General features: G+C 50.7%; 15 protein-coding genes. 13 read left to right on the top strand and 2 right to left on the bottom strand.

All coding sequences use genetic code 11. From position 1 onward, the window contains the following. Nucleotides 1-128: 128 nt before the first annotated feature. From DFR47_RS09305 to DFR47_RS09355, 11 genes are all read left to right on the top strand, one after another. Entirely contained in the window at nt 129-1,256 is a 1,128-nt protein-coding gene (locus DFR47_RS09305; protein WP_113944139.1) for an LLM class flavin-dependent oxidoreductase, read from the top strand. Between the two features lie 63 nt (nt 1,257-1,319). Further along, complete coding sequence (locus DFR47_RS09310; RefSeq protein ID WP_113944140.1) at nt 1,320-1,991, top strand: FMN reductase; 672 nt, start codon at nt 1,320-1,322, stop codon at nt 1,989-1,991. A 40-nt stretch (nt 1,992-2,031) separates the two neighbouring features. Then, nucleotides 2,032-2,355 (top strand): GNAT family N-acetyltransferase, encoded by a 324-nt coding sequence (locus DFR47_RS09315; RefSeq protein ID WP_113944141.1) that lies wholly within the window; start codon nt 2,032-2,034, stop codon nt 2,353-2,355. Between the two features lie 578 nt (nt 2,356-2,933). Beyond that, a complete protein-coding gene (locus DFR47_RS09320) occupies nt 2,934-5,690 on the top strand; it encodes a xanthine dehydrogenase family protein molybdopterin-binding subunit (protein WP_113944142.1) in 2,757 nt (918 codons plus the stop codon). Next, nucleotides 5,687-6,226: a (2Fe-2S)-binding protein gene (locus DFR47_RS09325; RefSeq protein WP_113944143.1), complete on the top strand. Its 540-nt coding sequence runs from the start codon at nt 5,687-5,689 to the stop codon at nt 6,224-6,226. Before DFR47_RS09320 ends, DFR47_RS09325 begins: the two co-directional genes overlap by 4 nt. After that, on the top strand, nt 6,223-7,485 hold the full coding sequence (locus tag DFR47_RS09330; protein ID WP_113944144.1) for a c-type cytochrome: 1,263 nt from the start codon (nt 6,223-6,225) through the stop codon (nt 7,483-7,485). Before DFR47_RS09325 ends, DFR47_RS09330 begins: the two co-directional genes overlap by 4 nt. A 76-nt stretch (nt 7,486-7,561) precedes the next feature. After that, nucleotides 7,562-8,482 (top strand): XdhC family protein, encoded by a 921-nt coding sequence (locus tag DFR47_RS09335; protein WP_113944145.1) that lies wholly within the window; start codon nt 7,562-7,564, stop codon nt 8,480-8,482. Next, the gene (locus DFR47_RS09340) at nt 8,475-9,065 is read left to right on the top strand and encodes a nucleotidyltransferase family protein (protein WP_170137472.1); all 591 of its coding nucleotides are present in this window, start codon (nt 8,475-8,477) and stop codon (nt 9,063-9,065) included. Before DFR47_RS09335 ends, DFR47_RS09340 begins: the two co-directional genes overlap by 8 nt. Before the next feature lie 247 nt (nt 9,066-9,312). Beyond that, nucleotides 9,313-9,879 carry a YceI family protein gene (locus DFR47_RS09345; protein WP_113944147.1) on the top strand — a complete coding sequence of 189 codons (567 nt, stop codon included), beginning with the start codon at nt 9,313-9,315 and terminating at the stop codon, nt 9,877-9,879. A gap of 38 nt (nt 9,880-9,917) precedes the next feature. Next, nucleotides 9,918-11,126, top strand: a complete 1,209-nt coding sequence (locus DFR47_RS09350) for a lactate oxidase (RefSeq protein ID WP_245416520.1) — start codon at nt 9,918-9,920, stop codon at nt 11,124-11,126. A gap of 390 nt (nt 11,127-11,516) precedes the next feature. Then, nucleotides 11,517-14,771, top strand: a complete 3,255-nt coding sequence (locus tag DFR47_RS09355) for an autotransporter outer membrane beta-barrel domain-containing protein (RefSeq protein ID WP_113944148.1) — start codon at nt 11,517-11,519, stop codon at nt 14,769-14,771. 71 nt (nt 14,772-14,842) lie between these two features. Here DFR47_RS09355 and DFR47_RS09360 read toward each other — a convergent pair whose 3' ends face one another. After that, on the bottom strand, nt 14,843-15,745 hold the full coding sequence (locus DFR47_RS09360) for a LysR family transcriptional regulator (RefSeq protein ID WP_113944149.1): 903 nt from the start codon (nt 15,743-15,745) through the stop codon (nt 14,843-14,845). A 130-nt stretch (nt 15,746-15,875) separates the two neighbouring features. Between DFR47_RS09360 and DFR47_RS09365 the strand changes: the two genes are divergently transcribed. Next, nucleotides 15,876-17,084: an MFS transporter gene (locus DFR47_RS09365; RefSeq protein WP_245416521.1), complete on the top strand. Its 1,209-nt coding sequence runs from the start codon at nt 15,876-15,878 to the stop codon at nt 17,082-17,084. Next, entirely contained in the window at nt 17,081-18,091 is a 1,011-nt protein-coding gene (locus tag DFR47_RS09370; RefSeq protein ID WP_113944151.1) for an alpha/beta fold hydrolase, read from the top strand. Before DFR47_RS09365 ends, DFR47_RS09370 begins: the two co-directional genes overlap by 4 nt. A gap of 81 nt (nt 18,092-18,172) precedes the next feature. Here DFR47_RS09370 and DFR47_RS21750 read toward each other — a convergent pair. Further along, nucleotides 18,173-24,932, bottom strand: a 6,760-nt coding sequence (locus tag DFR47_RS21750) for an Ig-like domain-containing protein (protein ID WP_210207289.1), incomplete at its 5' end; no start/stop codon positions are given.

The following is a 24,932-nucleotide window of genomic DNA, read 5'->3' on the forward strand; positions in this document are numbered from 1 at the left end:
TTGGTCTGATATTTAGGACAGTCTAGTGCAGATCCGGTGACTACAATAAAACCATTGCATGATTATGTTTCTGTCAACGAACTGTTGTTGAGAATCTCACAGCAGACAATTAACGGACAGGTGTACTCATGCAATTTGGAATTTTTACCGTCGGTGACGTAACAACTGATCCGACAACCGGCAAAACCCCGAGCGAACATCAGCGGCTGAAGTCGATGATGAAATATGCACTGAAAGCGGAAGAAGTCGGTCTCGACGTTTTTGCTACCGGCGAACATCATAATCCGCCATTCGTGCCGTCTTCCCCGACGACCATGCTTGGCTGGATTGCTGCCAAAACCAGCAAGATTCAGCTGACGACCTCGACAACCCTGATCACTACAAATGATCCGGTGAAGATTGCTGAGGATTTCTCTATCCTGCAGCATCTGGCTGATGGTCGCGTTGATCTGATGATGGGGCGCGGCAATACAGGGCCGGTTTATCCGTGGTTCGGCAAGGATATCCGTGAGGGTATTCCGCTGGCAATTGAGAATTATCATCTGCTGCGCCGCTTGTGGCGTGAAAAGACTGTGGATTGGCAGGGTCAGTTCCGTACGCCTCTGCGCGGTTTTACACTGGCACCGGCACCGCTGGACGATACGCCGCCATTTGTATGGCACGGTTCGATCCGCAGTACGGAAATTGCTGAACAGGCTGCGTTCTACGGGGATGGTTTCTTTGCAAACCACATCTTCTGGAACAAAGAGCACACACAGCAGATGATCGATCTGTATCGTTCGCGTTTTGAACATTACGGTCACGGCAGTGCGGATCAGGCAATTGTCGGTCTCGGTGGTCAGATTTTCATGCGTAAAAACAGTCAGGATGCCATTCGTGATTTCCGGCCTTACTTCAATAATGCGCCGGTTTATGGTCACGGGCCTTCGCTGGAGGACTTTATGGAAATGACCCCGCTGACTGTCGGTTCGCCGGAACAGGTGATTGAGAAAACACTGAGTTTTGCTGATTATGCCGGTCATTATCAGCGCCAGTTGTTCCTTGTCGATCATGCCGGGCTGCCGGAAGAGATGGTGCTTGAACAGATCGAGTTGCTCGGCACGGAAGTGGTGCCGGTGCTGCGCAAAGAATTTGAAGCGCGTCGCCCGTCCCATATTCCGAGTGACCCGCCAAGCCATGCAAGTCTGCGTGAACAGGGGCCGGATGGCAAACACCGTAAGGTGATGCCGGCTGAAACAACGAATCAGCCAGCCTGAGTTGCGTAAAGGGCGGGGAATTCTCCGCCCTTGATCCAAGTCCGCTTGGCAAAGGAGATATTTATGACACGTCATATTATTGTTTTGACCGCTGGTCTGTCGCAGCCATCATCAACCCGTATGCTGGCTGATCAGATTGCACAGGCAACTGCCGCACAAATCGGTGCGCGTGGTGAAGACGCGCAGATTGAGGTGATCGAACTGCGTGAACTGGCAGTGGAACTGGCAACAACCATGGCTACGGGTGGTATTCCGACCCCGCGTCTCTCTGAGGTGAAAGAGAAGATCTCTGCTGCTGACGGATTGATTGCAGTAACACCGGTTTTTACAGCCAGCTACAGCGGCTTGTTCAAAATGCTGTTTGATGCTCTGGATACCAATGCATTAAACGGCATGCCGGTGATTATTGCGGCAACTGCCGGAACAGCCCGACATTCTCTGGTGCTGGATCATGCCTTAAGGCCGCTGTTTTCTTACCTGCGGGCAACCGTGGTTCCGACCGGTGTTTTCGCGGCGACTGAAGATTTTGGCAATGGTGAAGCCGGACACGATCTGACTGCCCGTATTCAACGCGCAGCGACTGAATTTGCTGCGCTTGTGGTTGCAGAAAAATCAGGCGTCGGCGGTTTTGTGCCGAATATCAATGATCAGCGCAAACGGGATTCCGGTGTGCAGCTCAGCCAGACGGTTACACCTTTTGCACAATTGCTCAAAGGGCGTACGGGTACAAGCTGAGTGATTTTTCCTGTAGGATAGCTTTAAAAGGAGAGGCCTGATGACTGATCTTAAAATTACCATTGAGGAAATTGATGCCCGTCACGGGCGTTATGTTGCGCGTGCGGATGGTATCGAGGGGGAAGCGGAAATTACGTTTACACGCCGTGCTCACGGCGTGATCAGTGCTGACCATACCGGTGTGCCGGATAGTATGCGTAGCACCGGTGCGGGTTTGGCTCTTGTGACTTATATGGTTGAAGATGCGCGTAAAAACGCTTTTCGTATCCTGCCGCTCTGTCCTTATGTGCGTGCCCAGTATCGCCGACATCCGGATTGGGTTGATGTTATGACCTTGGCACCGGGTGAAGAACCTGTTGTTTAAAATAATACATGACAGTTTTAATCAAGTATATTGAGCAGGTGCTTTTAAGTGCCTGCTTTTTTATTGATTTGAGATTCGAATGTCAGAAATAGCTTTATATTTTGCCAAATATAAAGCTATTTTATCATGAATAATTATTTAATATCAATAAGATAGATGTTCTCATTTTCGTGATCTTGAAACTGTTCTAAAATGTGTTAGCCCTATTCTATTAGCTGAATATTGGTCGGGTTTGCGCAGATTTCACTCATTCTCGTCGACGGTATAGTCCTGAAACGCAGAGCAGGTGAGTAAAACTGACAATAGACCAAACTTGTATCCGTAATAAAATATGTCCCGATGTTGATTTAATCTGTCCGTGTCATAATTTTGGGTATTATATACTACATATTTTTGAGTAGTTTCAGTCAATCAGAAGGCCTGATATCGCCGTGTCTTTATAAATGACCAGTTCGTTTGAAGGTTTTCTTTGTCTCAATATCAGGGCTTTGTCCTGACAATCAGAATGAACGCGCATTTTATCTGAGAATTATTCAGTCACTTTTGAAATGCGCTCCGGTAACTCTGGGAGTAATCATATGACACCGACACGCAGGGACTTTCTCAAGTTTACAGCGTCCGGAATAGCGGTCACTATTCTTCCGATCCGCGCAGCCCGCGCGGCATTGTTTGAAAACAAAATTCTCGACTTGCCGCTCCCGCAAGGCACAACCAAGCTGAAGCGCCGCGTTGACGGCGTGGCAAAGGTCACAGGTTCCAAGGTTTTTGCCCGTGATATCCGTGCCAAAGATATGGCAGGCTGGCCGAAAGATCAGGCACATGCTTTTGTGGTCTGGTCGACCCGCGCCGATGCACCGTTTCTTGATCTGGATTTGTCCTTGCTGGGCGAGGATTTGCAGCCGGATTATCTGGTAACGGCAGAAGACACGGTTAAGGCCGGTCTCGATTTCTACGATCCGTTTACCTATGGCCAGAAAATGCTGGCGCCTAAAGGCGAAGTGCCTTTGTTTCTCGGCCATCCGCTGGCAATCCTGATCTATAATGATTTTGCCCGCTTCTCCGTTGCCAAACGTATTTATAAAACCAAACGTGATGAGATCATTCGTTATGGTGAAACCACTGCGCCTGTGGAGCAGGGTCCGCTGGCCAATTTCCGCTTTGTGCGTGTTGAGGGTGAAGGCGGCGCGAAAGCCAAGAAAGACCTGTTTAATCCGGTTGATGACGGCTATGTTTTCGCAAGTTATGACAAGAATGATGTCAACTGGCCGAAGGCTGATGCATCCGGCGATGCAATGGGACGCGGCATGGCCTATGCCGAGGGTATCCGCGCAGAGCTGAATACACCGCCGGAAGACTGGCATGTGATCGAACGCGAATATTATTCGCCGTTCATTGATGCGGCAGCGCTTGAGCCGGACAATTGCAATTGCTGGTATGATGCAAAATCCGGCAAGCTTGAAATTGTTATGGCCAGCCAGAGCCCGCATGAAGTGATGACCGGCACCGCTGCCATGCTCAAGAAAAGCACCTTCGAAGTGCATGAGCTGAAGGGCCATCCGGCCTATACGGTTGGTTATGGCACTAAAGAGCACAGCCCGTTCCCGTATTATGGTATTGTTGCTGCGCTCTTTGCAGAAGGTCGCCCTGTGCGTCTGGCGCTAGATCGTGAAGAACATTTCCAGACAGCGATCAAGCGTCACCCGCTGCGCATGAAATACCGTCTCGGTATCAACCGCAAAACGCTGAAGATGCAGGCTCTCGCTGCTGATCTCGAACTGGATGGCGGCGGACGCCAGAACTATACCACGCCGGTGACGCAGGTTGCTGCCGGTGCTGCGCAGGGGATTTATTATTTCCCTAAGAACGATATCGCGGCGATTGCACATTCATCGCGTGCGCCAATGTCCGGTTCTGTTCGTGGTTTTGGTTCGCTGGAAGCACAGATCGGCACGGAAATGCTGGTTGAAGAACTGGCTGAAGAGCTCGGCGTGGATGTGATGGAGCTGCGTTTGATCAACGCGTTGCAGGACGGCGAACGCAGCTCTGCCGGTGCATTCCCGCTGAGCCTGTGCCGTATGCGCGAGATGATCGAAGCTGACCGTGCGCATCCGGTCTGGGCAAACCGTACGAAGCGTAAAGCCGAATTCGAAGCAGAAAACCCTGCGCTGAAATATGGGGTAGGCTATGCGATTGCCAAAAAAGGTTTCGGTAACTCAAACGAAGCTGTTGCGGCTGCGGTTACACTGACACCGGAAGGTAAAATCCGTCTGCACCATATTGCGGTGGAAATTGGTACCGGTGCGGTCAGTACACAGGCGCTGATGTGCTCCCGTTGGTTGGGTAAACCTGCCGATGAGATTGAAAGTGCCGCCCTTGACTGGTCGCCGCTGGAAATGTTCGCCACACTCAGCCCGTTTGTGATGGACAAAGCTCATCAGGATGAGATGTCACAGGATCCGCGCTGGACACCGGCAATGGCTTCGGCATCGAGTGCAACCAACAGCGCTTTCTACTTTACCCATGGTACGCATGAAGCAGGACGTCTCATTTATGAGCGTGGTATCGTCCCTGCTGCTGCTGCCCTGTGGGATGTGAGCGTTGAGACAGCGGCCGGTGCATCGTGGAAAGACGAGAAATTCACACTTTCCGATGGTCGTTCACTAAGCCTCGCAGAACTGGCTGCCAAAGCGCATGAGCTTAAGGGCATTACCGGCGCAATGGTTCATGCTTTTGACCGCTGGGGCTGGGGTGAAGCCGATTATGATATTCTCGGTGAAACCAGCCGACGTCCAATCGATGGTCTGGCCATTCAGATCGGTTCTGACCAGTGGCAGCGCATTGAGCGCAGTAATGTGACTTATATGGATCCGCAGGCAGATAATGCCAGCTGGTCACGTTTTGCACCGGCATCGGCACTGATCGAAGTGAGCGTTAATCGCGGTACCGGTGAGGTAAAAATCCTGTCCCATCACACGTCGATGGATTGCGGCCGTGTACTGGTACCAGAATTTGTGTCCGGTCAGTTGCAGGGTGGTATCGGGATGTCTGTTGGTCATGCGCTTTATGAGGGCATGCCGCTCTATGAAGACGGTCCCGGCAGCGGTGACTGGAACTTCAACCGCTATCGTCTGCCGCGCGGTAAAGATGTGGCTGTCTGGAACCAGACAGCGAATATTTTGCCGGTTACAGCACAGGAAGATCATCCGAAAGGCATTGCAGAGGTCGTGCAGATTCCGACCATTCCTGCGGTTGCCAATGCGGTTGCGCATGCCGTTGGCAAATATCTGCGCGAACTCCCGCTGACGGAAGAAAAGATTAAAGAGGCATTGTCATGAGTATCCCGACACGCGAAATTACATTGAACATCAACGGCCAGCAGGTAGGGCCGATGACAGTTCCTGAAGAATTGTCGATGGTGGATTTCCTGCACGAATATGCAGACCTGACCGGCAGCCGTTTTGGCTGCGGGCAGGGACTTTGCCGGGCCTGTACCGTGATTATCGATGAGGCGGATGGCACCAGCCGTGAGATGCGCACCTGTATTACCGGTGCTCATTATTTCAATGGCCGTTCTATCCGTACCATTGAAGGTCACGCCACCAAAGGCGAAGACGGACAGCTGAAGCTTTCTGCTATTCAGGAAGCTTTCCTCGACCATTTCTCCTTCCAGTGCTCCTATTGCGCACCGGGTTTTGTGAATGCGGCGACCGTATTGGTTGAACGTTTGCAGAAAGAACCGGTGGCAAAAGAAGACGTGAAGCAGGTGATTGAAGATTCACTCAATGACCATATCTGCCGCTGCACCGGTTATGTGCGCTATTACAGTGCGGTGCATGATGTTGTCATGAATACGCCGGGGCTTGTTAAATGAAACCAGCAGTAAAATGGATTCTCAGGCTTGGTGTTTTGGGTGCTGTCGTTGCAGCTTCCGTACCGTTCTGGCCTGTTAAATCAGCCTATGATGATAAAGCATCTGCACAGCGTCTGGCTGCGACCGGTGAGGAAAAAACCAAACTGGTGGCACGCGGTAAATATCTCGCGGCTGTTGCAGACTGCGCGGCTTGTCACCAGTCGCCGGATGGTGCGCCTTATGCGGGTGGTCTGGCGATTGATACGCCGTTTGGTGTGCTCTATGGCACCAATATTACACCGGATAAAGAAACCGGTATTGGCAATTACACCGCCGCTGAATTTTATCATGCAGTGGCGGATGGTGTTCGCGCAGACGGCAAATGGCTTTATCCGGCTATGCCTTATGTGTCGTATCATACAATCCGTCCGGAAGATTCCGATGCGATTTATGCCTATCTGATGGAGCAGCAGCCGGTTAAGCGCGCTAATCCTGAAGTGGGACTGCCTTTTCCGTTTAATCAGCGCTGGGCATTGTCTTACTGGAATTTGGTCAATCCGAAGCTGCAAATGCCTGCCAATGCCTCTGCACAGGTGGCAAATGGTGCTTATCTGACGGATGTTCTCGGCCATTGTCAGGAATGTCATACACCGCGTAATGCCATTGGCGGCTTGCAGATGGCATCAGCCTATGAGGGCGGCATTCTTGGTAAGATCACCGCACCAAGCCTGAAGCCTGAAGCGCTGGCAGCACGTGGCTGGACGGCTGAGGATATGCGCAAATTCCTCAAGACAGGTATGTCGCCTCAGGGCACAATGACACTGGAAATGTATCCGGTGCTGCTGCATTCGTCCCAGTATATGACGGATGAGGATATTGCAGCCATTCAGACATATCTGACCGGTGACAAGCTGCCGGAAGCACCACAGCAAACACCGGTGGCGATTGATGCCGCAGTGCGCCAAAGCGGTCGTGATGCCTATATGGCGGTCTGTGCCGGTTGTCATGGTGTGGATGGTGAAGGCAAGCCGCATATTGCGCCGGCAATGACCACCAATACCAGTGCAATGCTGGCGGATCCGAGCAATCTGATCCATGTCATTCTGGATGGTATTGCCGAGCAGCGTCTTGCCAATGGCGAAGTAATGCAGGCAATGCCTGGCTTTAAAGGTACGCTGACCAATGAGCAGATTGCTGATCTGGTCAATTATATGCGTGCCGAATGGGGCGGTCAGCCTGCCAATATCACCGTGAAAGATATTGAAAAAGCAGGCAGTTAATTCTGCGTGCCACAGATACCGGCGGGTGAAAATCCGCCGGTATGTTTTGAGATAATTTGAATAAGGCATATTCCCGATGACCGATGATATCGCGCCTGAGACAGTCGATGTGCATCGCTTATTTCATACAGATCAGACACTTGATGTCCTGCGCTTTGCCCATGATACCATCCGGCAGGGGCAGGCTTGCGCATTGGTCACACTGGTTGAAATCAATGGCGGCTCGTCCCGTGCGCTAGGCTCGATGATGGCGGTAACAGCGACTGGCGGTTATTGCGGCATGGTTTCCGGTGGTTGTGTTGAGGGTGTTGTTGCGCACGAGGCTGTACAGGCACTGGCAGAAAACCGCGACAGAACAGTGAGGCTCGGCAAAGGATCGTCCTATTTTGACGTGGTTTTGCCTTGCGGCGGTGGCATTACGCTGGCTGTCCATGTGCTAAAAAATGCTGATGCACTGGATGCTGCGCTTAAAGCCCATGCTCAACGCCGCACAATCGCGCTGGCATATCATCCCGAAAAGCAGATGCTAAGCTGTTCTGAAGCGCCGAAAACCGGCTGGCAGGGTGGTGTTTTTGCTGTTGTGCTGCCACCTGCTCTACGCATCGTGCTGTTAGGGCAAGGGTTGGAAAGCGAAGTCCTGCAACAGGCGGCTTCGGCTCTGAATGTTGAGATCATGCGCGATGCATTGCCTGCGGATATTGATGAGGCAACGGCTGTGGTGTTTCTTCAGCATGATCTCGATAAAGAGCTGCCATTGTTGAAGCAGGCATTGAGCAGCACTGCCTTTTATATCGGTTGTCTCGGTAGCAGACGCACCCATGAAGCGCGACGTATGCAGCTTCTGCAAGATGATTTCACTGAAGAGCAGATTGCGCGGCTTTCAGCGCCGATTGGCCTGTTTGGCCCTGTGCGGGATGCACGCTCTTTAGCTGTATCGGTTCTCGCAGAGATCATGGCGCGCAAGACAGAGCAAGCCAAGGATGCGCGTCATGTCTGATGCATCTGCCACTGCAGTTCTGGTGCTGGGCGCGGGTGCCGGTTCACGTTATGCCGATGGCGATAAGTTGAGCGCCATGCTGGACAGGAAGCCTGTTGCACATCACATTTTGCAGGTTGTGGATGGTTTTCCGTGGGCGCAACGCATTGTCACCTGCCGTGATTATGCGCCATGGACGCAAGCCTACACGGAGGCTGGGTTTACACTGGCGCTGACAGAGGATGTGGAGACCGGCATGCTCGGTTCCTTGCATAGGGGCTTGCGCGAAATCAGTCAGGAGCGCGTTTTGATTTGCCTTGCGGATATGCCCTTGGTGCCGCGCTTGCATATTGAGCAGTTGCTGCAATCGGCTCAGTTTTGTGCCGCACCGGTTATCGCATCTGCTTCCAATGACTATCGCGGTCCGCCTGCCTTATGTCGTACAGAATATCTGAGGGCTTTACCGCTTGCCGGTGAGGGCGGGGCGCGTAGCCTGCTGCCACAGGCGGATTTTGTGGAGCAGTCTGCTCCTGCCTTTGCAGATATTGATACTGTGAATGATTTTGAGACTATCCGGCAGCATTTTAATGCTTTCTCTGTCTGATTTTGGTGCGCTCAGCTCTGCGTCACTGCTTTTCTCTTTATAAAGTCACTTAATTGTCCTGTTTTTGGAACAGAGCTTATTAAAATCCGATCTACCCGATAGCGGGAACCTGTCTTATTCTCTGGTCATAACAACAGCACAACTTCCTCCAGTCTTTTGTGTTGTTCGTATCTAACCAAAAGATAACTCTGTTGCATGCAGAATATGTCTTGATGCTTTTTAGCATACTCAGAATAGGAATTCTTCAATGAAGAAAATTATATTGCCTCTGCTCGCTTCACTTCTTTCAGCAACTGCGGCTCAGGCAGCTGATTACAAGCTTGATCCTGATCATACAAAAGCAATGTTCTATATTGATCATTTTAACACCTCTACAAATAGTGGCGGTTTCTACGGCATTAAAGGCGATATCAGCTATTCACCGGAAACGCAGACCGGCTCTGTAAAAGTCTCTATTCCTGTTGATACTCTGAATACCGGTATCAAAGGTTTTGATGCGCATTTGAAAAGTGCAGATTTGCTGGATGCAGCAAAATATCCAACGATTGATTTCGCCTCCACCAAATGGAATGTGGCTGATAATAAACTCGTTTCCGTGGACGGTAACCTGACAATCAAAGGCCAGACCCATCCGGTACGGCTCAAAGCAACCAAATTCAGTTGCTATCAGAACCCGATGTTCAATGCCGAAGTGTGTGGCGGTGATTTTGAAGTCACGATTGACCGCACCCAATGGGGCGTCGATTTCCTTGTCAAAGAAGGCATGGAAAAAATGGTTACTCTGAAAATTCAGGCAGAAGCTGTCAAACAGTAAGCTGACAGCTAATCGGCGCAAAGCCGGGAGTTTGTAATATGACTAAATTTATGAGCAAAAAATCTGTACTATCACTGAGTGCAATTGCGCTTGCTTTGTCGCTCGGTGTTGCACATGCGGCAGATTATAAAGCCAGCACTGCAGAAGGCCCTGTTAAGATCACCAATCTGAACGAGCTGGAAGGTCAGGTTAAAGCCAATATGGATAAAGGCGCTTTCGGCTATATCCGTGGCGGTGCTGAAAACGAGCAGAACCTGCGCTCCAACACCTCAGTGTTCGACAAGAAATATATTATGCCACGCGTTATGCAGGGCATTGAATTGTCGGAGATTGATCTGAAGACCAATTATCTTGGCATTGATCTGAAAACCCCGATCATTCAGGCACCGATGGCGGCACAGGGGCTGGCACATCAGGACGGTGAAATTGCAACCGCCAAAGGCATGGCAAAAGCGGGCTCGATCTTCTCGCTGAGCACCTATGGTAATAAAACCATTGAAGAAGTGGCCGCAGTTTCTGACGGCAATCCGTTCTTTTTCCAGCTCTATATGAGCAAGAATGAAGCGTTCAACGAGTTTACGCTGAAGCGTGCCAAAGACAGCGGTGCCAAGGCAATTATTCTCACGGTTGACTCACCGGTCGGTGGTTATCGTGAAGATGACATCAAGAATGATTTCCAGTTTCCGTTAGGCTTTGCCAATCTGGAGTTGTTTGCCAAGCAGAATGATGATGGCTCAAAAACCGGTAAAGGCGCTGGCATCAGCGAAATTTATGCGCAGGCTAAACAGGCATTCACGCCATCTGATATCAAATATGTGAAAGACATGACCGGTCTGCCGGTGATCGTGAAGGGTATCCAGTCGCCGGAAGATGCTGATGTGGTGATTAAAGCCGGTGCGGACAGTATCTGGGTTTCCAACCACGGTGGCCGTCAGCTCGATAGTGGTCCTGCATCCTTTGATGTGTTGCCGTCAATTGCCAAGGTCGTCAACAAGCGTGTTCCGATTGTTTTTGACAGCGGTGTGCGTCGCGGTTCGCATGTATTTAAAGCACTGGCCAGCGGTGCAGATGTGGTCGCAGTCGGCCGCCCGATCCTCTATGGTCTTAATCTTGGCGGTGCGGAAGGTGTGAACTCCGTTATCCAGCAGCTGAACAAAGAGCTGACCATCAATATGATGCTTGGTGGTGCGAAAAACATCGAAGCTGTGAAGAAAACAAAGCTTTATAGCGATAAAGATTTCGAATAATTTCTTCACTGAGACAATGAAAGAAAGCGACCGGTCACTCCGGTCGTTTTTTATATTTGATTGTGAAATTGTATATTTAATCTATATGTCTAATGTTTTTTATAATAATTTAGAGTTTTACTAAAGATTAACCATAAAATTATAGCGTTTATTCACTTTCTGAATTCCGGAAATGTGAACTGAAAGTATTTCCCGGAATTTTTGATACGGTTTTATGGCAGGAACGGGAGCCTGCCTGTTGTGTATTGCGTTTGCCGGAAGGTGAAAAGGGCTGCTGAAACAGGGCAGTTTTTCTCCTTGTGATCCCACAAAATTATGAGAACCCCAACGCATTTTCTGCAGTGAAAATGTGATGTGAGCAACTTTGCCCGAATTCTGCCGGAGAATGCCATGTGTAAATATCGCAGTAACAATAAAAGCGTTTTAAAACGCCGTATAGCACAGTATTCGCTGTTTATTTTTACGCCTATGCTTTTGGGAGCCTCCGCAGTACAGGCGCAGGTCGTCTGGACCGGTAGTGGTTCTGAGAATTGGGGCGACACTGTCAATTGGAGCGGCGGTCAGATCCCGACCGGTACTGATAATATCGTTATCAATGCGGGGTCAGGCAAAACTGCGATTGTTGACGGTCAAAGCTTTAGTGTTCATAAGCTTGTGACGGGAGCGGCTTTCTCAGGCAATGCGAATGATGGGGAATTCCGCGTTATTAATGGCGGCAGTTTAACCGCAGAAGGTTTTGTTATTCTGGGCGAGGGAGCCGGAACCGTAGGGCGGGCTGTTGTCTCAGGTGAAAATTCTAAATTCGAGATTAATTCAGATCAGTTCTTTCTGGGAGAAGCCGGTGAAGGACATCTGACGATCCAAGATGGTGGCCAATTTAAGACTGCGACAGATACGACTATTTTTGCAGGTGAAAAAGGCAACCTTGGTACCAGCAGCTTTACTGTGACGGGTGCAGGAACACAGGCTGATATAGGCACACTGCTTTTATCATATACCCAAAATAATGTTCCGAGTGAGCATACAACTCTTTTCAGCGTGACAGATGGTGCGGTGGTCAATGCCGTGCAGATGAACTGGGCATATAGTGGCAAAGGCATCGTCAATATCGATAATGCCACAGTGAATATGAATAGTATTCTTTCAGGTTATCGGGAAGGTTCAGAGGGCATTGCACTTGTCAGTGGAGAAAATGCTTCGTTGAATATTGTTGGCCTTATGCAATTTGGCAGCAGCGGCAAGAGTACAACACGGATTGAAAAAGGTGCTTATTTTAAAACCGGCGGCAGTGCCAATCTTGGAGTGGCCAGCACCGGAGAAGGAGTGGTTGTCGTTAGTGGTGCCGGTTCGCGATGGGATGCTCTGACCAATATTTATGTAGGCGCAGCAGGTAAAGGTGCTATTTCGATTGAAGATGGTGGCATTCTCGACAGTAAAAATGTTGCCATGGCTTATGAAGGGGGCTCAGAGGCGCTGATTAACGTTATCGGAGCCGGTTCTTTATGGACAAGCACGGGTACAACATTCAATGCCTATGATGGTAAATCCCATATTGGCATAACTGCTGGCGGTAAGGCGCATCTGGAAGAGGTTTATGCGGCTAATGGTGCGGACGCATATAGCACCACACTTGTATCCGGTGCGCAAAGTGAACTGACGGTTGACGGTGTTTTACTGGTGGGATCGGGCGGGACATCTCACTTGCTGGCTGAAAAAGGTGCAAAAGTAACTGCCGGATATGGTGCGGCAGCTAATGAAGCAACTGCGGTGGGCTCGATTACTGTAACGGGTGAAGGCACAAAGTTTACCAATACCGGTGAAATGGCCATTGGTATTGAAGGTAAAGGCAATTTAACGGTTACGGATAAAGCTTCTCTCTCATCTGCAGATAAAATCGGACTTGCAGAAGAGGCGGGGAGTGAAGGTGTTTTAAATATCGGTACCGGCGGTCATGCGGGTGTTGTTGAAGCGCCTGAAATCACCGGCGGCGCCGGTGATGCGACAGTCAATTTTAATCATATTGACCGCATTGATTTTGATGTTGCGATGATAGGCCGCCTCAATGTCAACCACATCAATCGGGGGGTAACAACACTCTTCGGCGATAGTGATTACACCGGTACAACCAAGGTGTCTGCCGGTACTTACAGGGCCGGTAAAGAAGGTGTATTCAGCGAGAACTCCCACTATATTGCTGCCAATGGCGGTATCATTGATCTCAATAATTTTGATCAGTCTATGGAAGCGCTGACCAATCAGGGACGTGTGTATTTCGGCGGAGTTCCGGGGACTGAGCTGCATGTCGGGAATAATTATACCGGCGAAGGCGGCACGCTCTATCTCTCAACGGTGCTCGGCAAAGACGATTCATTAACCGACCGTATGTATGTCGGTGCGGATACGTCCGGCCATTCCTATGTGAAAGTCACTAACGTTGGCGGTCTGGGCGCGCAAACCAAAGAAGGCATCAAGATTATTGATGTTACGGGTCAGTCTGACGGTAAATTTTCGCTGCTCGGCGACTATGTTTATAAAGGTGAGCAAGTCGTTGTCGGCGGTGCCTATCGCTACAAACTTAATCAGGGCGCTACATCAACACCGGATGACGGCAACTGGTATCTGCAGTCAGAAGGTTATCAGAAAGGCGTTGTGCCTTATGAGGTCTATCCGCAACTTCTGCTCAATCATCTGCCAACGCTGCAACAGCGTGTGGGGAACCGTTTCTGGAACAATGCCGGTAATAAGCAATTGGCGCAGGGCGCGGATATTCCGGCCGGATTTGCACCACCCGATGAAACCGGTGTTCTGATCGAGGAAAATGCTGTCTGGGGTCGCATGGAAGGCTCACACACATCAATCAAATCCAGATACTCGACCTCCGGTGCGGATTATGATTACAACCATTTCCGTATGCAGGCCGGTATTGACGGTATGCTGAGAGAAAGCGACAACGGCAAGCTGATCGGTGGACTGACAGCGCATTATGATCGCAAGAATGCAGATATTTATGCCCGCGATATCGACAGTGATATTGCCGTTAACGGTTATGGTTTTGGCGGTACGCTGACGTGGTATGGCGAAAACGGCTTCTATATTGATAATCAGGCGGAAGTCACATGGTATAAAAGCGATATCGGTGCGGATGGTACATTAGTCAATGGCAATAAAGGTTTTGGCTATTCGCTGTCGGTTGAAACCGGTAAGCGCGTCACTTTAAACGAATACTGGTCAATGACCCCGCAGGGACAACTGATCTATGCTAATGCCAGCTTTGACAGTTTCACTGATCGTTTCGGCGCTGACGTATCACGTAAGAAAGCTGACAGTCTCGAAGGCCGTCTTGGCCTGACACTGGATCATCAGGATTCATGGCTGAATGATCGCGGAATGATGAACCGTCGCTATGTCTATGGTATCGCTAATCTCTATACCGAGTTTCTCGGCGGTACAGAGGTTGATGTCAGCGGTATTCGCTTTGCCAACAAGCGTGACCGTGTATGGGGTGGCTTAGGTCTCGGTGGTTCCTATAACTGGAATGATGACAAGTATTCCATCTATGGTGAGGGTTTGGTGCTGACGAGCTTCAATCATTTCGCTGACAGCTACGGTTATAAAGGTACAATCGGTCTGCGTGTGAAGTGGTAAGACCAATTCGATGAAAACAGTATAAAAACGCCGGTTATTCCGGCGTTTTTTATTGGCGTGTCACGATACACTCAGCCCCACGGCAATTGGCTTGCCCATTGTTTGCGGATATGTTCGATAAACATCCGCACTTTCGGAGAAACATGACGCCGTGTGGGATAGACGGCGCAGATGGGCGGTTCTTCACGGCTGTAATTTTCAAGAACGGCTGTGAGTTTGCCTTGTTTTATATCTTCACCGACAAGAAACGCCCCGAGTTGTACCAGACCTGCACCGGCCAAGGCGGCATCGCGGATAGCTTCTGTATTCCCCAGTCTTAAATTGCCCTGAACATCAATCTGACGCTCAACATCTCCGATGCAAAACTGCCAGGGAACCGGGCTGTTGGCATGTGTGAATATAATTGTTTGATGTCTGGCAAGATCATCCGGTGTTGTGGGCATACCGTGTTGTTTCAGATAGGCAGGCGATGCGCAGGTGATAAAACGGTGCGGTGCTAGCACCTGTCGGATCAGGCCGCTATCGGCTGGCCCGCCGATCCGTATCGCTGTATCAATGCCATCAGTTACCAGATCGCGGTAGTGATCAGAAAAGGTCACATCGGCTTCCAGCTCCGGCCATTGTTCAAGAAAACTCTGTAACAAAGGCAGAATGTGCAAGCGTCCGAAAGCGATAGGCAGATCAATACGCAAGCGGCCTTTCGGCGTTTGGTTGCGCTGCGCTAATGCGGCTTCTGCATCATCCACCTCGCAGATAATGCGCATGGCATGATCGTAAAATAATTTGCCTTCTTCAGTCAGCCGCACAGAACGGGTGGTGCGATGCACCAGACGGGTTGCCAGATTTTCTTCCAGTCGTGCAATGCATTTTCCAACCGCTGAACGGGACATGCCAAGCCGTTCCGCCGTTTGGGTAAAGCTTTGGCTGTCTGCGACTTTTACAAAGGCCAGCAGATCTCCGAAGTGGTTGATCATGATGATTATCCGTCACATTGAGCACGATTTGTCGCCAGTGTTTCCACGATGACCATGTTTATCTTATTTTCAGATACAGTAAAGCATGCAACCCGCATTGCACAATGCACTTCTGAAGAAAGGACGGGTTGTGGAACAGGCAATCAAACAATCAAAACGGATAACTGAAAGCAGGATTGACCGAGGGAACTGGCCGGCGGTTTATGCGGTTGCACTGTCAACATTTGCGGTTGTCACAACCGAAATGCTACCGGTCGGACTGATGACGCCAATCGCACGGGCTTATGATATTTCGGTTGGTATTGCAGGGCTAATGATTTCCGTTCCGGCTATTCTCGCGGCTTTGTTTGCACCTGTTGTCGTGCTGGCAGCGGGACGTATCGACCGGCGTATTATTCTCAGCGGCTTGATGATCTTGCTGATGTGCGCCAATGCAATATCCGCGCTGGCACCAAGTTTTGAATGGCTGCTGGCAGCCCGTGTGATTGTTGGTTTTTGTATGGGTGGTATCTGGTCTGTGGCTGGCGGGCTTGCTGGCCGGTTGGTACCACCACAATCCGCTGCCCCCGCCACGGCGCTTATTTTCGGCGGGGTTGCTGTTGCATCTGTTCTGGGGGTGCCGCTTGGCGCATTTGCCGGTGAACTGGCCGGATGGCGTACCGCTTTTGCCGGTATGGCACTGTTTAGTCTGGTTGTATTAATCACGCAGCTGATTGTTCTGCCCGCTTTGCCGGTCGATGCTTCCGTGCGATGGCCGCAATTTACTGCGCAGTTTGGCAGACGTCCGGTACAGCTGGGTTTGGCTCTGACCCTGCTGCTCGTGGCCGGTCATTTCATGGCCTATACCTTTGTGAATCCTTTACTGCAAAACCTGTCCGGTTTTGGCTCTGAATGGATCGGCTTGTTATTGTTTGGTTACGGCATTGCAGGGATCAGCGGCAATTTCCTTGCAGGGATGATTGCGGGACGCAAAACGACACAAACATTGCTTGCTATAGCTGCGGGGCTGACCATCACCATTGCCGGTTTTGCCATCATTGGCGGCAGTCAGATCAGTGGTGCAATTATGCTAGTGCTATGGGGAGTTGCCTATGGCGGTGTTTCTGTCTCTTTGCAGACATGGATGATGAAATCCGCGCCGGATGCGATTGAAATCGTTACCTCGCTCTTTGTTGCTGTTTTCAATATCGGCATTGCACTTGGCTCTTTTGCCGGTGGCCGTGTTGTTGATGGTTTCGGGCTGCATACAACCTTGCTGATTGCCGCGGCACTGCCTGCAATCGCGTTCTTGCTCACAGTGTTCATACGCCCAGCGCAGCATGGAGAGGTGAAGCCATGACCTATGATATTTTTGAACTCGGCGATATTCAGCTCCAGTCGAAGCGCTGTATCCGGCAGGCAAAACTGGCTTATAAAACCTATGGCACCCTCAATGCCGCGAAAGACAATGTGATCCTTTACCCAACCTCTTTTGCGGGGACGCATGAGGATGCGGCATGGTTGATCGGTGCGGGAAGAGCGCTGGACCCTGAAAAATACTTCATCATCATTCCTGATGCTTTTGGTAACGGTTTGTCCAGCTCGCCGAACAATACTATAGCTCCGAATAATGGCAGTCGTTTTCCGCAAGTCACTTTGCATGACAATGTGCAGCAGCAATATCGTCTGTTGACGGAAAAATTTGGTATCGGGAAAATCCGGCTGGCCATTGGCTGGTCACTCGGCGGGGCACAGGCGTTTGAATGGGCTGCGGCTTTTCCCAATAAAGTGGAACGCTTATTTACGTTTCAGAGTGCAGCGCGGACATCCCGTCATTTCAGCCTGTTTTTCGACAGTGTGCGAGCGGCAATTGAGCTGGATGCGGCGTTTAAACAAGGATTTTATACGCAGCCGCCACATCAGGGTTTGCGGGTTGCAGCCCGTATCTATGCGGCATGGGGTTTCTCGCAAAGCTTTTTCAGAGAGCGTCTGGATGAAACAGCACTCGGCTATTCGTCATTAGAGGACTTTCTCATCGACTTTTGGGAGGGCTGGTTCTTAAAACGTGATGCCAATAATCTGATTGCGCAGCTTTGGGCAGGGCGTCATGCGGATATCAGCGCCAATGCAACATATCAGGGTGATCTGGACAAAGCGCTGGCGGCCATTCAGGCGGATACGATCATCATGCCGTCTTCGACGGATCTGTATTTCACCGTAGAAGATGCTGCAGCGGAAGCGGCAAAAATTCCGCGGGCGGAATTGCGAGTGTTGCACTCCCATTGGGGACATGTGGCTGGTGAGGGGCTGAATGATGCGGATACGCAAATCATCGAGCAGGCAATTACGGAGCTGCTGGCGCGATGAGCGCGGTTAGTTTCCGCTGTTGAAATGCATAAGGCGCCTCTTTTCAGAGGCGCCTTATTATTTTGCTCAAATCCGGTCAGATCAGAACTGGGCTGCTGACTGCTGGAGCAGACGTTCCAGCTCAAGATCAGCTGTGCTTGGCGGTGTGTAAACATCGCCCGCGACGGTCGGAACTTCGCTTGCCGGAGTTACATCAGCAGAGGATGCAACAGGCTCGGCAGGCGTTTCCGGCAGTGCAGAGAGATCAATCTCTTCTGCCTCTGTCTGATCCGGCTGCTCAAAGACCTCATTGGCAAGAGCAGTCATATCAAGACCTGCAAGTTCCTCAGTCATGTCATCAGACTGTTCAGTCTGAGCGGACATATCCGAACTTGCATCAGCCAGATTAATCAGGCCAGCCAAGATGGACTGGTCGTCATAATCATTGGCAGCATAATTGCTGTCGTCGAAGTCCTGCCCATCCTGCACGTCGAGTTCAGCAAGAACACCAGACATATCCAGAGACATCGGAGCGGCATGAGTTTCGGTTTCATGCTGTTCTTCTGCCTGCGGTTCATCCGTGACCGAGCGGGCTGCGAAGCTGTGGGCATCACCGGCATCTGCTCCTGCACTGAAGGCATCCATACCGTCACCGTCCGGATTAACCTCACCACCGGCTGGCCGGACAACAGTGATCTTCCATGGATCAGAAGCCGCACTCACGTTACCGGCAGCATCAGCTACTGTGATGGTAATCGTGTGTGCTTCTGCGGTCATGGCAGCCGTTGGTCTGAACGTCCATGTCCCATCCTCACCCACGGTGGTAGTGCCCAGAACCTTGCCATTATCCATAATGGTCACCAGACCACCCGCTTCGCCTTTACCTTTAAAGGTTGGGCGAGAGTCATCTGTTGTACCATTATTGCTGACCGGACCGGTTTCAGCACCAACAGCGTCAATGATCTGATCCAATACCGGCTTGGCAGGCGGCGTTACGTCTACAACCACTTTAAAGGTTGTTTCCGTCGTGCTGAGATTGCCCGCTTTATCCATCGCCTTAAAGGTCAGGTTATGGGTTCCCTCAGCAAAGGCCTTGTCCGCTGCCGGACGGAAAGTCCATGCACCCGAGGCATTGACGTCAGCACTGCCGATTTCAACACCATTGAGGTAGACCTTCACCTTGCCGTTTGCTTCAGCCGTACCGGAGAAGGACGGACGGGTATCGTTCGTCGCATCACCGCTGTTGATATCGCCGACTTTCGGCGGCACTGTATCCTGCACACGGCTGATAACCGGTGCGACAGGTGGCGTTGTGTCGATCTCGATGGCAAAGCCTGTTGAGGCGTTGCCAATGTTACCGGCACGGTCAATTGCAATGGCCGTGAAGGTATATTTACCGTCCGCCAGAGCTGCCGGCAGTTTGAACGACCAGTTACCGCTTGCATCGGTGACGGCAGTACCAAGAATGGTTTTGCCGTCCGGCGCCATGATCCGCACCGTACTGAGCGGTTCTGCTTTACCGTTCAGGGTTGGCTGTTTGTCATCGGTAATACTGTTATTCGGTATATCACCTTTATAAGGGCCAACCGCATCAGTAGCCGTATTGATAATAGGCGGTGCAGGTGGCGCTGTATCGACAGTCACCACATAACCCGGTGTTGTCAGATCCAGTGTTCCCATATTTCCGGCTTTGTCGATGCCAAGTGTACGGAATGTATGCGTACCGTCAGGCAGGTTACCGGTTGTGTAGGTCCACTTGCCATCCGCATCCGCTTTGGCTTCACCAATCTTGGTCGAGCCATTATAAATATGGATGGTCGCAAATGGCTCTGTTGTCCCTTTCAGTTCCAATGTTTTGTCATTGGTGAAACCGTTTTTAGCAATAACGCCCGCATAAATACCCTCATCAGCCACCACTTGATCAATGATTGGTGCCTCTGGTGGTACGGTATCAATTGCTACATTGAACGCTTCCGATGCCGCACTTGTTTGTCCACCTGTCGTAACTGTTGACGTAAAGACGTGAGCTCCTTCCGGAATGTTTTTTACAACAAGTGACCATTTACCATCACTGTACATGGTAGTCGTACCCACGACCACCCCATCCATATAAACAGTAATAGTACTTCCAGAAACATACTTAGCAACACCATTCAGGGTCATTTCTGTGGCATCAGTAATAGCATTATTATAATCAAATCCCTGTACAGCACCCATACCGTCAGTCAGGAACATAATTTTGGGCGCAACCAATCCCTTATCAGAGTTGATAAAGAACGTGTTTGCTAACTCTGATGCGTGATATCTGAATGTACCGTTTACTTGAGTGGCATCAAAATATCTATTTTTGAAGTCGAATACGTTACCTGCAGGAGTATAAATTTTTATTTGGTAGCTAGCCCAACCTCCATCAGGATCTCGCGGTATTTTTAATGTGTACTTTCCATCTGTCCCTATTTCTTGTGTAGAGATAGGGACGCCATTGCGCAAAAGTACTGCTTTTACGCCTATTTGACCTGCAACAATACTTTCATTGAGTACTATTTCGTTTGAGTTCTCATCAAAGAAGTAAGATATAACTCTTGAAGAGTTACTTGTTGGAACAGGCGATGATGTATCAAGAGATAACTGCCAAGAAGTTGACGATGGGCTAGTGTTTCCCGCCAGATCAACAGCTTTCGCTGTCAACTGAACCACTTCGCTGTAAAATGAAATATCTCTTGTAGGCGTAATCGTCCACTTACCGTTTGCATCGACAACCGCGCTGCCAAGGAAGCTGGTATTGTATGACGAATAAAGGTTAATAGTTGTGCCAGGAACACCTTCACCAGATACAACAGGCCGTTTATCATTGGTCAGACCACCATTCGCTATCGGGCCAGTGAACATGTCAACATTGTCAACAACTTGAGTAATTTTTGGTGCCGGTGGCGGGTTGAGAATAACAGTGATATCCCATGGTTCCGAGATTTCACTCTCGAGACCGGCACGATCAACCTGCTTCACCGTATAGGTGTGTTTACCTTCCGGAATATTGGACGATGGTGACCATGTGGCTGTCCCGCTTGAATTGAGCGTGACTGTGCCTACCTGCAGACCATTATCATAAATGATCACAGTCGCATTCGGCTCACCGGTAATAGTCAGGCGCGCCTTCGGATCATTGGTATAGCCACCATTCGTCAGTTCTCCTGTTACCGGTGATGTGCCGTCATAGATCGAAGTGATCAGCGGTTTTGTCGGTGCAACAGTATCCACATTCATGGTGAAGGTTGAGCTGTTCGAGCTGGTATTGCCCGCAGCATCCGTCGCCTTGAAGGTGAAGTCATATTTACCGTCGACCAGTGCTGTATCTGGTTTCCATGTCCATTTACCGTCAGCGCCAACTGTGATTTTGGTCACTTCCTGACCATTCATCATTATAGTCAAAACGCTGTTGGCTTCAGCAGTTCCTGAGAACAATGGCTTGGTTTCGTTTGTGTAACCACCATTAGTGATATTACCAACAGCCGGTTCGGTCGCATCATAGACCGTTGTAACCGACGGAGCATTTGGTGGTGTCGTATCCACCAAAATGACCCACGGCGTAGATGATGTGGCATTGCCTGCAAGGTCTGTCGACTTGACGACCAGCTGGTTGGTGCCGTTGGACAGGGCATTTGGCACAGTCCATGTCCAGTTGCCGCTTGCTGGTACCACCATTGTGCCAAGCACAGTTGTACCGTTGCTGCCACCATAGAAGGTCAGTGTCGTACCGGCTTCCGCTGTTCCTTTCAACACCGGACGGGCGTCATTGGTCAAACCATTGCTCGGAATAGTGCCGACAATGCCGCCTTGAACGGCATCTGCAACATCATCAATTGTTGGATTGACCGGTGGCACAGTATCAACAGTAATGCGATAGCCGGAACCTGAGGATACAACACTGGTGTTGCCCGCCGGATCTGTGGCTGTCGCTTTAAAGTTATACACGCCATTCGGCAGTTCCGGCACACGGAATTGCCAGTTGCCGGATGTATCAACTGTGACTTTACCAACAACACCAAAGACGGCATCAACAATCTCAACCGTGCTGTTTGGTTCTGCCTTACCACGCAGGGTCGGGCGGGTATCACGTGTATGACCACCACTTGCCAGATCAGAGCTCGTCACATTGTCACGAGCCGTGTCAAATGTCGGGGCATTCGGCACAACCGTATCAATGGTAACCTCGAAGACGCTGGACGCAACTGTGGTGTTACCGGCAGGGTCGGTCGCTGTTGCAGTAAATTTATGCGTACCATCGCCCAGTGTGCGGGTGACCTGGAAGCTCCATTTACCGTCATCACCAACTACAGTCGTACCCAGATAAGTACTGCCGTTGTAGATAGTGATGGTTGTGCCTTTTTCACCGCGACCGACGATTTCCGGCAGATTGTCGTTAATCGTTGCACGATTACCAAACTCACCTGTATTGCCCGGAACATCATCAATCACACCGGTAATTGTTGGTACGTTCGGAGCAATCGTGTCGACTACAATCGTATAGCCTTCCGATGCCGGACCTGTATTGCCGGCAGCATCTGTTGCTGTCGCGGTAATCGTATGGCTGCCATCCGGCAGACCTTCCGGCAGTTTCAGAGACCATGCACCGCTGGAGTTGGCTCTGACCGTACCGACCAGCAAACCGCCTGCATAGATCTTGATCGTAGCATTTGCCTCGCTCGTACCTTCCACACGCGGTGCCGGATCGTTGGTCAGTCCGTCCTTGTCAATATTGCCGGTATGATCCGGAACATTGTCCACAATACGGGTGATAACCGGCGCATCCGGTGCAATCGCATCCACTGTCAGCGTAAAGATGCTCGAATTGCTGGTGCTGACGTTGCCTGCAGGGTCAGTCGCAGTCGCATAGAAATTATGCGTTTTGCTGTCGAGCGGTTCTGTCAGCTGGATTTGCCAGTTACCGCTACCATCAGCGGTGGCCTGTCCAACCAGAATTCCACCGTCACGATAGAGCTTGATGACATGATATGCGTCCGTTGTTCCGCGGAACGACGGCAAGGTATCATCGGTCAAAGAGCCGCTCGGCATGGCTGGATTGATAATGGTACCCACATCGTCAGCTGCGCTGACAATGACCGGCGGAGGCGGAGGTGTGATGTCGATCGTCACGATACGCGGGAACGATTGTGAACCTTCAAAACCAAGTTCATTCACGGCCGCTGCCGACAGGCTGTGATAGCCTTCGCTCAGCTTGACATTGGCATCCTTGAAGTTGAACGACCACTTACCATCGGCATCCGCAGTTGTAGAGCCGACAAGCGCACCATTGTCATAAATACGAATGACAAGGTTTGGCTGCGCAGTACCGGTCAGCAATGGATCCTGATCATTGGTCACACTCGTATTCGGAACGCTGACATTCTCGGAGCCATTATTATTATACAGGTTTTCAATCTTCGGGATTTCCGGCGGAATGGTCGAGATCACTACAGACCAGCTGTCAGAAGGTGCAGACACATTGCCTGCCTCATCCACAGAGGTCACAGTGAACACACGCAAACCGTCTTCCTGCAACGGCGTGGTAAATGACCATGTACCATTCGCACGCACAGTAGTTTCACCGAGCAACACTGTTCCTTCGTAAATGCGGATCGTCGAACCGACTTCACCCTTACCGTTCAAAGTTGGTGTCGGGTCATTGGTCGGTTGACCATCCGGAACATTACCGATGCCCGGAGCCACATCGTCATAGACGGCGGTGATTTCCGGTTTAACCGGTGGTGTCAGATCAACAGTGATAGCCCATGCGATGGATTCACCGCTTTCGTTGCCAGCCTTATCTGTGGCGGTCACGGTAAAGCTATGCGCACCTTCTGCCAGATCGGTCGTTGGTGTGAACGCCCAAGTGCCGTTGGCATTGGCAATGGTTTCACCGATATAAGTACCATTGTCGTAGATTTTAACAATGGAACCGCTTTCCGCACCGGAGCCGGAGAGGCGTGGCTTGGTATCATCGGTAGTCTTGCCATTGGCAACTGTACCCAGAACGGCACCGACATCATCCAAGACGTTGGTGATAGAAGGTGACGATGGAGCCAGTGTATCGACAGTGATCTTATAGGCCTCAGACTTAGCGGAAACGTTACCCGCACCGTCCACACTCGCAACCGTAAAGGTGTGAGGGCCGTTGCTCAGCGGATTAACCGGCACATAACTCCAGTTACCGTCTGCATCGGCATTGACCTCACCGATCATTGTCGCACCGTCATAGATACGGACAATACTGTTGGCCTCCGCACCGGAACCTTTCAGGGTTGGTGTGGTGTCGTTGGTAAAGCCGTCTTTCGAAACGTTGCCGGTAATCGGTTCCTGAGCATCTGTAATGCTGTCGATCTTCGGTGCATCCGGTGCAACCGTGTCCACAGTGATGGTGAAGGCTTCGGAAGCCGCACTCACATTGCCTGCGATATCGGTTGTTTTTGCCGTGAATGTATAAGTACCGTCAGCAAGTGTGTCTGTGGCTTTCCAGCTCCACTGGCCACCGGCATCGGCGGTGACAGTGGCAACGAGAGTGCCGTTTTGGTAGATACTTACTTTCGTATTTGGCTCAGCACCGGCACCCGACAGTTTCGGACGATTATCATTGATAATCGCACCATCTCCGAATTCGCCAATCACAGGGCCAACACCGTCATAGCCAATCGTAAAGCGTGGCGCATCCGGTGGGGTGGTATCAACAACGATGGTATATGGTGCTGAAGGCTGACCCTCAACGCCTGCACCGTCAACGATCTTGGCTGTGAAGGAGTGATTACCCTCTGTCAGATCGGTCGCAGGTGTGAATGTCCAGTTGCCATCAGCATCTGCGGTTGCCTGA

Origin of the sequence: Pseudochrobactrum asaccharolyticum, from assembly GCF_003314995.1 — a bacterium.
Classification (GTDB): Bacteria; Pseudomonadota; Alphaproteobacteria; order Rhizobiales; family Rhizobiaceae; genus Pseudochrobactrum; species Pseudochrobactrum asaccharolyticum.

Excerpts from the sequence above, each read along its gene's own strand:
- DFR47_RS09345 (WP_113944147.1), top strand. The coding sequence starts at position 9,313 with ATGAAGAAAATTATATTGCCTCTGCTCGCTTCACTTCTTTCAGCAACT.
- DFR47_RS09370 (WP_113944151.1), top strand. The coding sequence starts at position 17,081 with ATGACCTATGATATTTTTGAACTCGGCGATATTCAGCTCCAGTCGAAG.
- DFR47_RS09335 (WP_113944145.1), top strand. The coding sequence starts at position 7,562 with ATGACCGATGATATCGCGCCTGAGACAGTCGATGTGCATCGCTTATTT.
- DFR47_RS09360 (WP_113944149.1), bottom strand. The coding sequence starts at position 15,745 with ATGATCAACCACTTCGGAGATCTGCTGGCCTTTGTAAAAGTCGCAGAC.
- DFR47_RS09325 (WP_113944143.1), top strand. The coding sequence starts at position 5,687 with ATGAGTATCCCGACACGCGAAATTACATTGAACATCAACGGCCAGCAG.
- DFR47_RS09320 (WP_113944142.1), top strand. The coding sequence starts at position 2,934 with ATGACACCGACACGCAGGGACTTTCTCAAGTTTACAGCGTCCGGAATA.
- DFR47_RS09350 (WP_245416520.1), top strand. The coding sequence starts at position 9,918 with ATGACTAAATTTATGAGCAAAAAATCTGTACTATCACTGAGTGCAATT.
- DFR47_RS09310 (WP_113944140.1), top strand. The coding sequence starts at position 1,320 with ATGACACGTCATATTATTGTTTTGACCGCTGGTCTGTCGCAGCCATCA.
- DFR47_RS09340 (WP_170137472.1), top strand. The coding sequence starts at position 8,475 with ATGTCTGATGCATCTGCCACTGCAGTTCTGGTGCTGGGCGCGGGTGCC.
- DFR47_RS09305 (WP_113944139.1), top strand. The coding sequence starts at position 129 with ATGCAATTTGGAATTTTTACCGTCGGTGACGTAACAACTGATCCGACA.
- DFR47_RS09330 (WP_113944144.1), top strand. The coding sequence starts at position 6,223 with ATGAAACCAGCAGTAAAATGGATTCTCAGGCTTGGTGTTTTGGGTGCT.
- DFR47_RS09315 (WP_113944141.1), top strand. The coding sequence starts at position 2,032 with ATGACTGATCTTAAAATTACCATTGAGGAAATTGATGCCCGTCACGGG.
- DFR47_RS09355 (WP_113944148.1), top strand. The coding sequence starts at position 11,517 with ATGTGTAAATATCGCAGTAACAATAAAAGCGTTTTAAAACGCCGTATA.